Consider the following 14,011-nt stretch of genomic DNA (forward strand, 5'->3'; position numbering starts at 1 on the left):
TGGGGTCCTTTCTGCGTAACGATTATTTACTTGTCTGTAGCTCTCCGAACTCAAAGCATGTTTGATAGACTAATGCAATGGCCTGGACACGATCAGTCACATTTAATTTTTGGAAAATCCTTGTTATATGATTTTTCACGGTATGTTCACTAATAAATAGTTTTTCAGAAATTTCTTTATTGGTTAGACCTGCTAAAAGCAACTCAAACACGTCCATTTCTCTAGCTGTAATCGAAAATGTATCCTTTGTGATTTGGATTGCAGCACTGATTATTTTGGGATTTTGTATCGCTCCAAGGTCATGTAAATCTCCAATTGGAGATAAATCATTTGAAAAAATATTCCCATCCTTTAGCGTACAAGCAGTCTCATTATGGGTTGACAGAAACTCTTCGAATTTATCAGGGGCTAAAGGAGGGCTTAAAAGATAGCCTTGAATCTCTTCACACTTAAATTTTCGCAGGGCTGCCACTTGCTGCTCTGTCTCTACCCCTTCAGCAATCACCGACATATTCAAATTATGAGCTAGGGAAATGATTGCCTCTGTCAATACTATGTCTTCAGGTGAGACCCCGGTGATTTCATCAATAAAAGTTTTATCAATCTTTAATGCATGGATCGGGAAACGTCTTAAATAGCTAAGTGACGAATAACCTGTCCCGAAATCATCAATACTTACCTTTACTCCCATATCATTTAATTGATTAAGTGTTTTAGCTACTACAGCTTCGTTACCTAAGATGACTGATTCTGTGATTTCAATTTCAAGCATCTTTGGACTTACGTTATATTTAACTAAAATCTGGTTGATTTTTTCTACTAAGTCCTTTTGGAGAAAGTGCTGTGCAGAAAAATTAACTGCAATCCTTTTTGGTGTTAATCCCATTTCTGTCCACGTATTTATTTGCTTGCAAACGGTTAGCAGAACCCACTCTCCTAATTCAACAATTTGACCTGATTCTTCTGCTAGTGGGATAAATTCACCAGGAAGGATTGCTCCCCATCTTGAATGATTCCAACGCAACAAGGCCTCAGCACTCTTAATTTTTCCTGTCTCAATTTCCATGCGAGGTTGAAAAACAAGTGAAAGTTCATTTCGTTCAATCGCTTTACGTAAATCGTTTTGCATAATAAATAAGCGATATGATTGAAGATTCATGCCAGAGTGATACACTTTATAGTTATTTTTCCCTTGTTCTTTTGCGCGGAATAATGCCGTGCCCGCGTTCTTAATTAGGGTTACAGGGTCTTCTCCATCATAAGGAAAAATACTCAATCCAATGCTAGCAGTAAAAAACAATTCATAGTTATCAATGTAGAATGGCTCATTAAAGGCATGATATACCTTGGTAGCAATTTCTAGTGTTTCTTCACGATCTGTTTTCGGTAAAATAATGGAGAATTCATCTCCACCAAATCTTGCAATAAAGTCTTTATCTCTTACCGTTGTTTTTAATCTTTTCGAAATTTCTTGAAGCACTCGGTCACCTGTATTAAAATCAAGTGAATTGTTTACATACTTGAAGTAATCAATATCTAAAAGAATAACCCCAATTTCTTGATTCATTTTTTTTGCTTCTGTTACCCAAGAAACTAATTCATCCTGAAACAATCTTCGATTGGGTAAACCTGTTAAATAATCGTGTAATGCAATATATTCAATTTCACTATTTTTTTTAGACAATAATTCTGTTTGCTTCATTAACTGTTTTTTTATTGTGTAGATCTCGACAAAGCCATCTACCTTAGCTTTTAATACAATAGGATCAACAGGTTTAAGGATATAATCAATTGCCCCAACAGAATATCCCTTAAAAATATGGTCCGAATCCATATTATTAGCCGTAATAAATAATAGTGGAATATTCTTTGTTTTCTCTCGTGCTTTGATAATTTTAGCAGTTTCAATCCCATCAATTCCTGGCATTTGAACATCCAGTAATATAACAGCAAACTCGAATTTCAATAAATACTTTAACGCCTCTTCTCCGGAATAAGCTTTAATTAAGTTATAATCCTCTCTCTCAATAATAGCTTCCAAGGCTAATAGATTCTCCGGGCGGTCATCCACCAAGAGTATATTTATTTTTTCCGCCGATATCATCCCTTCACCCCAAAATAAACATATTTTCGACATATCTGTCTATAGAATATCATACTTAATGTTGGGTGTAGCTTAATATAAATGTAAATGAGACTATATTTTTCCATTCTTATAGTATAATAAATTGAACTCGTATCTTTTTTAGTGAATTACGACGGTCGCTTTTCTTTTGATATTAAATAAGAGGAAGGGCATTCCTATAGAGGACATACTAAGATACTTAATAGAAAAACCATCGCCCGTTCAACTAGGCGATGGTTTTTCTACTTTCTTTCTTCGACAAACCTTTTTAACAAGTCTGTATGAGTCCCTGGTCGAAAATATACACGTGATAATAGATATCATGTTAATACATCAAGCATTCTTTAAATTTTCTTTTCTTTTTGCATGGGATACCATAATTTGCCCGTCTTTTTCATTTTCTAAAAGTGTCTGCATAATTAGTTTTGATAACTGGCTTGGTTTATATGGTTTGATGAGATATTCCTTTGCACCAAGAGAAAAACCAATTTCTTTTTCATCAAGGGCAGATGAAACAAAAATAGGAATACTTTTTAACTCTTTGTTTTCGTTCATTTCCTTCATAATACTCCATCCATCAGTTCGGTCTTCAAGCATAATATCTAACACAACGGCATCTGGAGGATCGATTTTCATTTTTTCTAGTGCTTCTTCACCTCGTGTAAATTGTTCTACATAGAACCCGCAATCACGCAGTTCATGTTTCAACAGTTCTGAGAGGTTCAGATCATCTTCAATCACCATGATCTTATAACGAGGATTGTAGATATCACTAATATCGTTATTTTCATGTTTTTCTTTATTCCTTGTTTGAACTTTTACTCTTGGAAATTGAGTTGTAAACGTACTTCCCTTTCCATATAGTGAATCAACTGTAATTGAACCACCATGTGCTTTGACAATTTCTTTTACAAGTGAAAGCCCAAGACCTGTACCGCCTATCCTGCGTCGATCGGAATTATCAACTCTGTAAAATGGTTGGAATAAGTTTGGCAGCGCGTCTTCAGGAATACCAAGTCCTTCGTCCTTAATATCAATAGAAACAGTCCGCTTATTGCCATAAAGACGGATATTGATATTTCCTCCGTTCGGGGAATATTTGATGGCATTACTCAACAAGTTAGTAAATACTTGTTCCATCTTATTTTGTTCACCCAATATGACTGCATCATCCAATTCATTCGAAAAAGTAATGGTGTGTACGGTTGTATTGACTTGTTGAAGTTCAATCACATTTTCTAAAACTGTTTTCATATTGATGTAGTTTTTTTCATAGGTTTGTCTTCCTGATTCCATTCGTTGAATATCTAGAAAATCATTGATAAGGGCAGTTAATCTTTTCGCTTCATTGTAGATTGTTTGCAGATATTTGGTTTTCCTCTCAGGCTTCAGATCCTTCGTAAGCAGCAATTCTGTAAAACCTAGAACACTTGCTAATGGTGTTCTCAATTCATGGCTTACCGTGCTTACAAGTTCATTCTTCATTTGTGTAATTTCAAATTCTTTTGTGATGTCCCGATGGACGAGTAACGAACCAAACTCTTCTTCACCGTGCTTTTTAGTTCTGCAATATACCCTTATGACTTGCTTGCTATCCTTTTTCCTATATATAAATGAATGCTCTTTTTCTGGTTGATGATTTGCAGCCTTAATTAATTCGTCTAGAGATTCAATGAAATGATCTTCTTGTACTTGATCAGCCATCAATTGACTCCATTGACTCCAAGTTAAACCTAATAAATTTTCAATCTGTATACCATTAAAAGTTTTATACAAATTTTGATTTACCTGAACGATTTCCCTATCCCTATCGATTAATTGTATTCCTTCTTCAACCGTATTTAGAATATCTTGGTTTAATTTCCTATCGTCTTCTGACTCCTCAAACATCTTTATTTTTTCGAGATAAATGGCGATCTGTTTGGAAAGTGTTTCATATTCGTTTATTTCACTTGATGAAAAAGGAGTACCTAACCTTGTATACACCATGATGGCTATCACATGAGAATCTGACACTATAGGTATATACAAATCATAACTATATTGGATTACATCATGATAGCCCTTTTCCTCAGGATTCTGGTCACGTTTAACTACATTTGCCTTTTTTTCTGCAGCAACCCGCTGAATAAGGCCGCTATCCAAATGACTTCTAAATTGATTGATCCCGCCTTCAGAAATACCAATGGAAGCAAAGGAGTCTTCATGTAAATAAGTGATAATCCCTTTATCTGATTTGGTGATTTTCACCATACTTTTAACAATACTTTGGAGCACGTCCTTTTTATCAAGTGAAGAAGAAATACCATTAATTAAATCATTTCTTGTCTTCAATTTTTGCTCATTTTCCGTTAAAAATTCAAGAGTGGCTCTTAGTTCTTCTTGTTGCGCCTGAAGTTCATCTTGTTGGGCTAAAAGTTCTTCGTTATGGGCCACCAAATCTTGTTCTTTATCTTGAATACTTTTCGCCATTTTTTGAAAGGCAATAAATAAAGTACCCAATTCATCTTTACGCTTGGCATCAGCTTTTATCACAGCATCCCTGCCAGCCGCAATTTCATTTGCAGAGAAAGTAAATTCTGACAATGGCCTACTAATTTTCAAAACAAACCTTCTTGATACCAATAGAAGAATAAGGAAAAATGCAACAAACAGTATATAGAAGCTGTTGATTACGAGACGGTTCTTCTCATTAAATGTATCAGCATTCATGGAAAGTTCCTCTTCAAGTAAAGTACGAAACTCATTCATCTGATTGAAAAAACCTTCCACCATTGTGTAGTTGTATTCGTCGATAATATCTACTCTTGGATCATCCGTTTTCCCATATTCATCTGTGATTCTAGGAACAATCGCAGAATGGTAATAATCTATAAAGCTTTCGATTTCACGAAAATATTCCCTTTCATCATCCCCAACAAGTAGTTTTCGCAATTCATCTTTCTGTGTGATTAGTATACCAGCTTCGTTGTCAACCATTTCAGGATGATCAGGCAGTTTAAAAGAGATTGAGTTTCCTACTATTAAAATATCGGCATTAAATTTTTCATAAATAGTACTGATTATTTCTTGTTTACTTTCAATGCTTTCCCTTTGACCAACATATTCATTTTGAATATTTTTTTGAAAATGAAATAAAAATATCGTACCCGTGATAAAGAAAAGAAAACAAATTCCCATCAAACCGAGTACTTGACGGGATATTGATTGGTTAATATAATCAATTACTTTCATTCAGAATTTCCTCAACCAGTTCTAAAAGATTCATTGGACTAAACGGTTTTGCCATAAAATAATCGGCACCAGCTTGTTTAATTTTTTCTTGTTCATAAGATTGGCTTTTAGCGGACAGCATCAAAATTTTCGAATGTTGGTTTGTTTCTGCAGTTCTTATCTTTTCAATAATTTCAAGACCCGTATAAACTGGCATCATATAATCCAAAATGATCAAGTCGTAATGGTTGGTTTCCAATAAGTCCACAGCCTCACCACCATCTGCTGCTTCTACAATCGTATAACCTTCGTCTTCCAATGTATCAGCAATTAACATGCGTAGGACTTCCTCATCTTCAGCTAGTAATATTTTCTTCAATTGATAAGCACCCCATTTTGATAAAATAAATTATATAAGTATAACAAACTAGTACAATCTATCTAACATATTTCTAATCCTTACTTGGAAATCAGCCATATTAAGTGGTTTTACGATATAGTCATCTGCCCCAAGCATTAAAGCTTGTTTTACATCATCTTTGCTATTCCGACCACTAAGCATAATCACTCTATATCTTAGAAAATCTTTTCCTACCTTTACTTTTCTAAGAACATCGATCCCATCCATATTCGGCATCACTCCGTCAAGAATCAATAAATGATTAACATCTTCATGCGCATGTGTTGATTGTAAAAAGGATGGACCATCCTCAAACACTTTGATATTTAGTTCTATATTTTCAAATGATAAAGACTCTAATGCATTTGCTACCAAAGTTCGAATAATGAAATTATCATCTACCACCGATACATTGAGAACATCTTTTTTATAGGTATTTAACATCTGTGAGCACTCAACTCTAGCTCGACCATTTCTTTTCGCTTCATATAATAAACTATCGGCGGCTTTGATCGCTTCTTTTTCTGCTAGAGTTTCATCCGTAACCATAAATACCCCAGCGGAAAATGTGACTGAAAAGCTTTGGTCTTCACTTGTAAAAATGGTTTTGGAAAAGTCATTGTTTAATTGTGTTAACTTTTTTGTTGCATCTTCACTCGTGGTATTTGGAAATACAATGATAAATTCTTCTCCACCATAACGATATAACATATCTAAACTACGTATATTCTGTTTTAAAAACTGAGCAAAATCCCTTAGTACTTTATCACCCATTAGATGTCCGTATGTGTCATTAATTTTTTTAAAATGGTCAATATCAATGATACTAATAGAAAAAGGCTCTTTTGACCTTTTAAAATTCTGAAAAAAGCGAGGTAAACTATCATTAAGAAATTTTCTATTATAAACTTGAGTCAATTCGTCAATCAATACATATTGTTCAAAGATTTTTTTCCTTTCTATATGACGATTGACCTTTACGATAAATTCTTCAAGATCAATGGGTTTCGTGATAAAATCATCTGCCCCTTTTTGATATGCTTCTATTCGCGTTTGTTTGTCATTTTGTACGCTAATCATAATGGTTGGAACAAAATATTTATCATTATATTCCTGAATCTCTTTAAGAACTTCAAATCCATTTTGATTAGGTAACTGAAGATCTAAGATTAAACAATCCGGTTGCATTTCAAAATACTGCTTAACAGCTTGTCTCGGATTGGAATAGGCCATCACGATCCAATTTTTTTCTTCCAGCGCCTCTTTTAACATCATTAGCATAGAAGGGTCATCATCAATAATTTGAATTAAGGGTGCATCAAGATGTGTAGTTTCATTTTCTAAATAGGTTAGTTCTTCTTGGTTTTCATATTCGTAAGTAAATTCAATTAATGGCAACAAAAATTTTTGTAATTCGTCTTGATTCCACACATCATCACTATTGGAATCCATTTTATTTAGGAGACTCTCCGCGAGTAACATAAGATGGTCCATTTGAAGTGTCCCTGATGTTCCTTTTATGGAATGAATAAAGCGATATACCTCTCCATTCGAAACCTTTTCACTTGCATTTAAACCAAACCATTCTGACAATTTTTCGTTTATATTATTTAACAGGTGACTTTTATATTTTTGAAGTTCCAAAGTTATCCTCCCTTACTCCTTATCTCAGCAACTTCATATACCTATATGATGAAGTTTGTTACTTTACTATCAATCTGGTTGATGTGGAGTGGTATTCAATTTTCTTTAATATATCATGAAGATTATTGAAATAAGGTTTTATGATAAAATCCGCAGCTCCATTTTTTAATGCATCTGTAATAAATGATTTTTGTCCCAACGAAGAACACATAATTACTGTTGCATTTGGATCGAGTTTTTTTATTTCTATTAGTGCGTCGATACCGTTGACTTTGGGCATTGTTATATCCATAAAAACGATATCGGGTAAGCATTTTTTATATTTAATGATAGCCTCTTCACCATTACTAGCTTCCGAGATGACTTTATAGTTTTCTCTAGCTATTAAACTTTTTAAATAATTTCTCATAAATAAGGAATCATCAGCAATCAATATGGTTTTTCTCAATTTCGTCATCCCCTTTCACAAGTAATAATAAGTTAAAGTTTTTGAAGCTTTTGATATTGTATAATGAGTTTATCAAGTCTCTGGCTCTCCGTAATTGTTTCTTGACTTCTGATTCCTTTTTGTTCGGAAATCTTTAGCAACTTTTCTCTCGAAATGGTAATTAAGTTAAGGAGTAAATCTTCATAGTATTCGATTAAAAGGGAATCCAGTTTATTAACTAACTGAAAATAATCTAAATTATGGAGTGCATATAAATCGTAACTTTCACTTAAAACTTGTCTTAAATTTAAATTTTCCACTTTAAGATTTGTTTCTTTTGTTTGAAAGTTATCCTTTATCATTATAAGACACCCCACCTTAAAATTAATTAGTTTAGTTCATTTGAATTATTCTTTGTGACTACTTTTTTTAAATAACTTATTTTTTCCTCTTTGACAAAATTGCAATTAGGTACAAATGGATTATTTCTTAACTGCGTGGAAAACTGATTAAGGAATTTAACAAGCTGATCTCTTTGATTCTCATCAACTATGAACTTGAGACCATATTGGAATATACCCTTAACTTCTTCCTTCCAAACCACATGTCCATTTAAGGTAACCATCTCATCCATGATCTTTGTATGGAATTGATACGTTATATCTGGCCGTACAGGTAAATGAATAGTTGATAAAAACCGTAACCCACCTGGTCCAATGTCTTCAATTAAGGCCTCTGTACTTCCTAATTGAACCTTATTTCCAAGTATAGAGGTGAGTGTCATTTGTGAACTAAGCGGAAATAAAAGATTAATCCTGTAATATCGCCTTCTGTTCGAGAACGTTGCTGTGTTGCTATTAAAGGTCGGCTTCAAAATCATTTTCTTTAATAATTTTTGAAAAGTCTTCTCTGGAACGGGTTTACTAAAAATATATCCTTGAATTTCTTGGCATTCCTGCTGTCTCAGAAATGACAATTGCTCGATTGTTTCCACACCTTCAGCTACAACATTCATATTCAAACCTTTAGCCATAAAAATAAGAGATTTAATAATCGTTTCTACATTATTAGTTTTTGCAATGTGTTTAATAAAAGACTGGTCAATCTTAATTGTATCGATCGGATAGTCCTTTAAATAAGTAATAGAGGAATATCCAGTCCCGAAATCATCTAACGCTAATTTAAACCCAAGACTTTTAATATAATGTATTGCTATTTTAACGGCTTCCTCATGTTTAATCATGGTTGTTTCAGTTATTTCAATTTCAATTAAAGAAGGATCTATAATGTTTTCCTCTAAAATAGTACCAAATTTCCCTTTCCAATCGCTTTTTAAAAACCGTTGCGCTGATATATTAACAGATATAGGCACCACTGCGAGAGTTTGCTGTTTCCATTTTGTGATATTCCTACATACCTGGTCCAATACCCAATCTCCAATTTCATTAATATAACCAGTTTCTTCTGCGAGTGGAATGAATTCAACTGGAGAAACCAGTCCCCATATGGGGTGTTCCCATCGCACTAAAGCTTCAGCACTTACAATTTTCCCTGTACTTGAATCAACCCTTGGTTGGAAATATACGACTAATTGATTGCTCTCAATCGATTTTCTTAAGTCCCTTTCAAGATAAAACTGTTTGAAAGAATTAATACTTAATGAGGAAGAATAAATCTGATACGTATTTTTGCCACTTGCCTTTGCCCTATACAAAGCTGCATCCGCATTTTTTATTAATTCCTCCATGGTAGTCCCATTCTCGGGAAATGTACTTATTCCAACACTTGTGGTTATAAGTAATTCGAAATCTTCAATGAAAAATGGGAGATCGAGACAGTCAATGATTAATTTGGCAGCATTAATCGGGTAGTCTGAGTCTTCGTAATTCCAAAAAATAAGTCCAAATTCATCTCCACCTAATCTTGCAAATAAAGAGTTTTTGCTTAATAACATATTCACTCTTTGACTAAATTCAGATAGTAATTTGTCCCCAATTTGGTGCCCTAGTGATTCATTTATATTTCGAAAACGGTCTAAATCTAAATAAAGAATTGAAAAGTGTTTTTTAACATGATCTGAAGCTGTGATTAACTCATTTATTTTATTTTCAAAAAGCATCCTATTTGGTAGTTGCGTTAAAAAATCGTGAAAAGCCAAATATTGAATTCTTTTTTCATATTCTTTCTGGTCTGTAATATTTGTAATAATCCCGTCAAACCTAATGACTTCACCATTTTTGTTAAGAACAGGCAATGTTTGATCTTGAACCCACACAACATCCCCATTTCTATGAATAATCCGGTATTGATGATAGAGATTTTCACCTTTTAACTTTTTTAGTTGTTTATTATGATACTCAGTATAATCGTCCGGATGGATTAGTGAATCCCAGGTAATTTGATTACCGAAGTCAGAAGGAGAATAACCTGTAATCGCCTCTACTCCTTTAGATATCAAATTGTAGTTACCTTTTTTTATATCAAATGACCAAATGCCTGCATCCAAATTATCAAAAATATGTTCAACCTGATTTTCGTTATCTTTGAGCTTTTGTTCGATCACTTTTCTTTTTGTAATATCTTGAACGGTACCTATAAATCGAACTGGCTTCCTATTTTCGTCTAAGATTACATCTGCTTGGTTATATACATGAATAGTTGTCCCATCCTTACGAAGAATTCTAAATTCAAAACTAAAATTTCTTCTTTCTTCAATAGCCGATAGAATGGCTGTTTTAAATTTTTCCTGATCATCGGGATGAGCAAGTTCTACAATACTATCAAAGGTTGGTACAAATTCCTCTATATTTTCAATTCCATATAGCACAAACATCTGATTCGACCAATAGGCTTCATCCTCAATAATGTCATAATCATAGCTACCGATTTCCCCTACTTTTTGCGCTAATTCAAGGCTTTTTTTGATTTTTACTAACTCTTTCTCGTGTTTGACGTAAGATGTTATATCTTTAGCAACTGCATAAATCATAGTTACTTCCCCATCACTATTATTTACAGGTATTAGATTAACATCGGTATAGATTATATTTCCGTTTGCATGTGAGATTGGAGTTTGATAATTTTGTACATTACCATTCAAAACAAGTTGAAAATATTTCTTTCTTTTGTATTTGTCATTGCTATATAAATACTGTAGTAATTTACTTGGTAATTCCTTTTCACTATATCCAAATGTCTTAATGACTGACTGGTTAAAATGCAGTAGATTACCTTTCTCGTCGAATGCCAAGACCGGATGTGGATGATTATCGATAAGTTTTTTTATTAAGAATAAATCATTTTCCATGTTTCCCTTTGATAAATATACATCGTTATTTGAAAACATAGTTAGCTGCTTAAAAAAAGATAGTTTCGCCATTCATATCCCCCTATTAATTAAGGTATATCTTTCTATAACAAACTATATTCGGAAGCTAATAAGACCATAGCGTTTATGTTAATAATAGATCGGAAAAGTTTCAGGATTATATCTCTAGGTTATCTAAAGTGAAATAATGTTAATGTATATAAAACTTTCTTACTATTGGTGCTTATATGCTAATTTTGCCGTAATTTGTCAACAAAAAGAATCACCTTACCTTCCTATTCATATAGGAAGGTATTCTTATTTCAATTAGGAAGGGGTTCCTATACTCTTTAAGGGAAGGATAATTGTCGTTTATACCATAAAAGTTATACCCAATACTTTAGTCATTGTTAATTAGAAAAAAAGATAACTGCACCGAAAAACGGGAGCTATCTTTTTCTCTCTACTATTTTAGGTAACCCGACTACCATTGCATTGTTGCTTTAGGTTCGTGGCTTTGCGTCCTTACCTTTAGATAAGTTTGCATTTATCGATATAGAACTTATTAACTACATATAATAAATTAGTCTTTTACAGAATATGACAAAAATATTATACATTCAACATACTTAAACAAAATACCAGAAAAAACCACAAAATATGTGGCATAATTAATATTAATACCTAATTCCCTTCTGTACTTTTTACTACATATTAATGACTGCTTATTGGACGTGCGCACCACTAGATTCCTCCCCAAGAGGGATTCAGAATAGTATGTAAAATACCAAATTAAATTCTATTTACTTGTCTGTCCTTCCTTCTTTATACGAGTTAATTTTTACCTTTGATTAAAAAGATAGATGGGACCTTTTTTGTAATATGCTGGGCATAGGCTCCGGATAGCTTACCAGCAAGTTATTAAAACAAACAACTTCTAGCGTTACAATAAATTTAGTTTGAGTGTTCAACTCCAATACCGTACTTGTATAAAGAACTGGTCTATTAATATGAATGAAAAGAAGTTGATTCTCTACATATAGTAGGAAATCAACCTCTTTTCTCTTTTCATTGGACTTTTAGATATGTTGTTATTGGGATGGAAAATATAAAAGAACGAGAGAGCCGTCCCTCTGTTTCAATCAAAAGAAAAGACCACTCTTAATAAAAAAATCTACCCCGGCGAAAACGAAAACCGGGACCGCGACGAAAGCCAAAGCGAGGACCAAAAAAGGGACCTCGACGGAAACGGAAACGAGGACCGCCTACGAAAAATGGCATAATAAAACTCCTCCTTTATCAAATGATAATATAGGTTATGCCACAAAGGGGCTCGGGGACTGAGACAAACATGGAGAAATCTAAAATTCAGGTGAATTATTTCATATTGAGAGTCTAAAAGTATCCTTTGTAACCCACAAACAATTCTCCACCATAATGATCAAGTGTAGATTGAATGAATGAAATGAGTTCCGTTTTATCATTTGTATTCATGTATGTCTTTGTAGATTCAATCAGTTTTTCACACATATCTTTATCATATGATTTAAGGCATCTAACCATCCACTTTCCTTCACCAAGCCATTTGCCATTTGCCCTTAAAATCAGTTCAGTTAACGTATTTATTACCTTATTTAAAATAAATAAACTTTCCGCAAAGTCTTCTGAACTTCTAAAGTCTGACAAAAAATCGGTAATTTGATACCTTGCATCATTTATTTTGTCTTCATCCCATGGTCGTGGACCCTGTTCATAAAGGGTTTTTGCCTCTTTTTGGAGTTCCTTTCCATTCCCTTGTTTATCTTCTATAAGTAGACCCTCGGCACACATTTTAATGATGGTGGGCATTCCTCTATATCTAGCTGTTTGAAATTCAAACTCTAATGATAAAGCCGTGTAAATAAATGCTTCTATTTTCCACCCAAGAAAATGATAACATTCAAGTCTTGGTGTTTCTGTTTCATCAATAATAATTAAGTCTATATCAGATTCTGTCGTTATATTTCCAGAAACTGCACTTCCACCTACCCAGACGATATCGGATTCAGGATAGTGGGAAACGATAAACTGTTTAGCTATTTTCTTGATCGAGTCCCTCATATAAAACACCTCCCTTACCAAGATATTCACCTAGATGATTAGTGTTCTATAACGTAGGAGGTATCTGTAAAATAATTACTGGCTATTTTTGCTGGACCCACAATGTTTAACAGAGGGCTATTATCTCAAGTATTAATGAAATATAAAGAAGATGACTCCTGTTGATTACAGAAATCACCTTCTCCAAATTGCATATCATTTTTTAATGAACGGGTATTTTTCAGTTTAATAAAACCAACCAGTTTTCTTTTTCACTTTATTGTCGTATCTTTTAATAGCCTTCTCCCCTGTATTTGATAGCTAGCCCTTTTAAGAAGTTTCTGGCGAAATTATCTCCGCATTCTTTATAATTCTTATGACCTTCTTTTCGTAATAAAGCACCTAGTTCTCCTTTTGTTACCCTTAACCCTACATAATCAAAAATATCTAGCATATCTTCAGTCGTTAAAGCCAGTGCGATTTTAACTTTCTTTAAAAGGAGATTATTCACGTTTCCACTTGTCTTTAGAGGAGATTCTGGTGGATTCGGCTGTCCTGGTTTCGGCTCTTGTTTTCCCCTTTTGTAAATAATAAGCCCATTTAAAAAGGAGTCTAACATACTGTGAGTACATTTTATTTGATCTTCATTCTCATAATCATCATCGTCGTATGTCTTTGTGAGAATCTTTACTACCTCTGGTACCGATACCTCCATGCCACCAAGTTTAAAAATCTCTGCCATTTGTTTATTTTTAATTTCCAATGCATATCTCAACCGAATTAATATATCGTTATTATCCATTCTTTAAGCTCCCT

Annotated in this window: 9 protein-coding genes and 1 riboswitch; all 9 genes read right to left on the reverse strand. The window is 33.5% G+C overall.

Annotated elements, in window-relative coordinates; translation table 11 throughout:
- Positions 1 to 22: 22 nt before the first annotated feature.
- The 9 genes from ABC371_RS01565 to ABC371_RS01605 all read right to left on the reverse strand — a co-directional run bounded on the left by ABC371_RS01565 (position 23) and on the right by ABC371_RS01605 (position 13,997).
- Positions 23 to 2,104: an EAL domain-containing protein gene (locus ABC371_RS01565; RefSeq protein WP_412895258.1), complete on the reverse strand. Its 2,082-nt coding sequence runs from the start codon at positions 2,102 to 2,104 to the stop codon at positions 23 to 25.
- 354 nt (positions 2,105 to 2,458) lie between these two features.
- Positions 2,459 to 5,359: a hybrid sensor histidine kinase/response regulator gene (locus ABC371_RS01570; RefSeq protein WP_412895259.1), complete on the reverse strand. Its 2,901-nt coding sequence runs from the start codon at positions 5,357 to 5,359 to the stop codon at positions 2,459 to 2,461.
- Positions 5,346 to 5,717: a response regulator transcription factor gene (locus ABC371_RS01575; RefSeq protein WP_412895260.1), complete on the reverse strand. Its 372-nt coding sequence runs from the start codon at positions 5,715 to 5,717 to the stop codon at positions 5,346 to 5,348. Before ABC371_RS01575 ends, ABC371_RS01570 begins: the two co-directional genes overlap by 14 nt.
- A gap of 48 nt (positions 5,718 to 5,765) precedes the next feature.
- Positions 5,766 to 7,382: a GGDEF domain-containing response regulator gene (locus tag ABC371_RS01580; RefSeq protein WP_412895261.1), complete on the reverse strand. Its 1,617-nt coding sequence runs from the start codon at positions 7,380 to 7,382 to the stop codon at positions 5,766 to 5,768.
- Positions 7,383 to 7,440: 58 nt separating this feature from the next.
- A complete protein-coding gene (locus ABC371_RS01585; protein WP_412895262.1) occupies positions 7,441 to 7,839 on the reverse strand; it encodes a response regulator in 399 nt (132 codons plus the stop codon).
- 23 nt (positions 7,840 to 7,862) lie between these two features.
- Positions 7,863 to 8,171, reverse strand: a complete 309-nt coding sequence (locus ABC371_RS01590; protein WP_412895263.1) for a Spo0E family sporulation regulatory protein-aspartic acid phosphatase — start codon at positions 8,169 to 8,171, stop codon at positions 7,863 to 7,865.
- Positions 8,172 to 8,197: 26 nt separating this feature from the next.
- Positions 8,198 to 11,188: an EAL domain-containing protein gene (locus ABC371_RS01595; RefSeq protein ID WP_412895264.1), complete on the reverse strand. Its 2,991-nt coding sequence runs from the start codon at positions 11,186 to 11,188 to the stop codon at positions 8,198 to 8,200.
- 399 nt (positions 11,189 to 11,587) lie between these two features.
- Positions 11,588 to 11,672, reverse strand: a riboswitch (cyclic di-GMP riboswitch).
- Positions 11,673 to 12,511: 839 nt separating this feature from the next.
- The gene (locus ABC371_RS01600) at positions 12,512 to 13,216 is read right to left on the reverse strand and encodes a nucleotidyltransferase domain-containing protein (RefSeq protein ID WP_412895265.1); all 705 of its coding nucleotides are present in this window, start codon (positions 13,214 to 13,216) and stop codon (positions 12,512 to 12,514) included.
- A gap of 271 nt (positions 13,217 to 13,487) precedes the next feature.
- Positions 13,488 to 13,997, reverse strand: a complete 510-nt coding sequence (locus tag ABC371_RS01605; protein WP_412895266.1) for a YehS family protein — start codon at positions 13,995 to 13,997, stop codon at positions 13,488 to 13,490.
- Positions 13,998 to 14,011 lie beyond the last annotated feature (14 nt).

The sequence above is a fragment of the Bacillus jepli genome (assembly GCF_047238305.1).
Taxonomy (GTDB): domain Bacteria; phylum Bacillota; class Bacilli; order Bacillales; family Bacillaceae_L; genus Ferdinandcohnia.

Bases quoted from the DNA above. Each gene is read 5' to 3' on its own strand.
- ABC371_RS01590 (WP_412895263.1), bottom strand. From the start codon at position 8,171: ATGATAAAGGATAACTTTCAAACAAAAGAAACAAATCTTAAAGTGGAA.
- ABC371_RS01565 (WP_412895258.1), bottom strand. From the start codon at position 2,104: ATGATATCGGCGGAAAAAATAAATATACTCTTGGTGGATGACCGCCCG.
- ABC371_RS01605 (WP_412895266.1), bottom strand. From the start codon at position 13,997: ATGGATAATAACGATATATTAATTCGGTTGAGATATGCATTGGAAATT.
- ABC371_RS01595 (WP_412895264.1), bottom strand. From the start codon at position 11,188: ATGGCGAAACTATCTTTTTTTAAGCAGCTAACTATGTTTTCAAATAAC.
- ABC371_RS01600 (WP_412895265.1), bottom strand. From the start codon at position 13,216: ATGAGGGACTCGATCAAGAAAATAGCTAAACAGTTTATCGTTTCCCAC.
- ABC371_RS01570 (WP_412895259.1), bottom strand. From the start codon at position 5,359: ATGAAAGTAATTGATTATATTAACCAATCAATATCCCGTCAAGTACTC.
- ABC371_RS01585 (WP_412895262.1), bottom strand. From the start codon at position 7,839: ATGACGAAATTGAGAAAAACCATATTGATTGCTGATGATTCCTTATTT.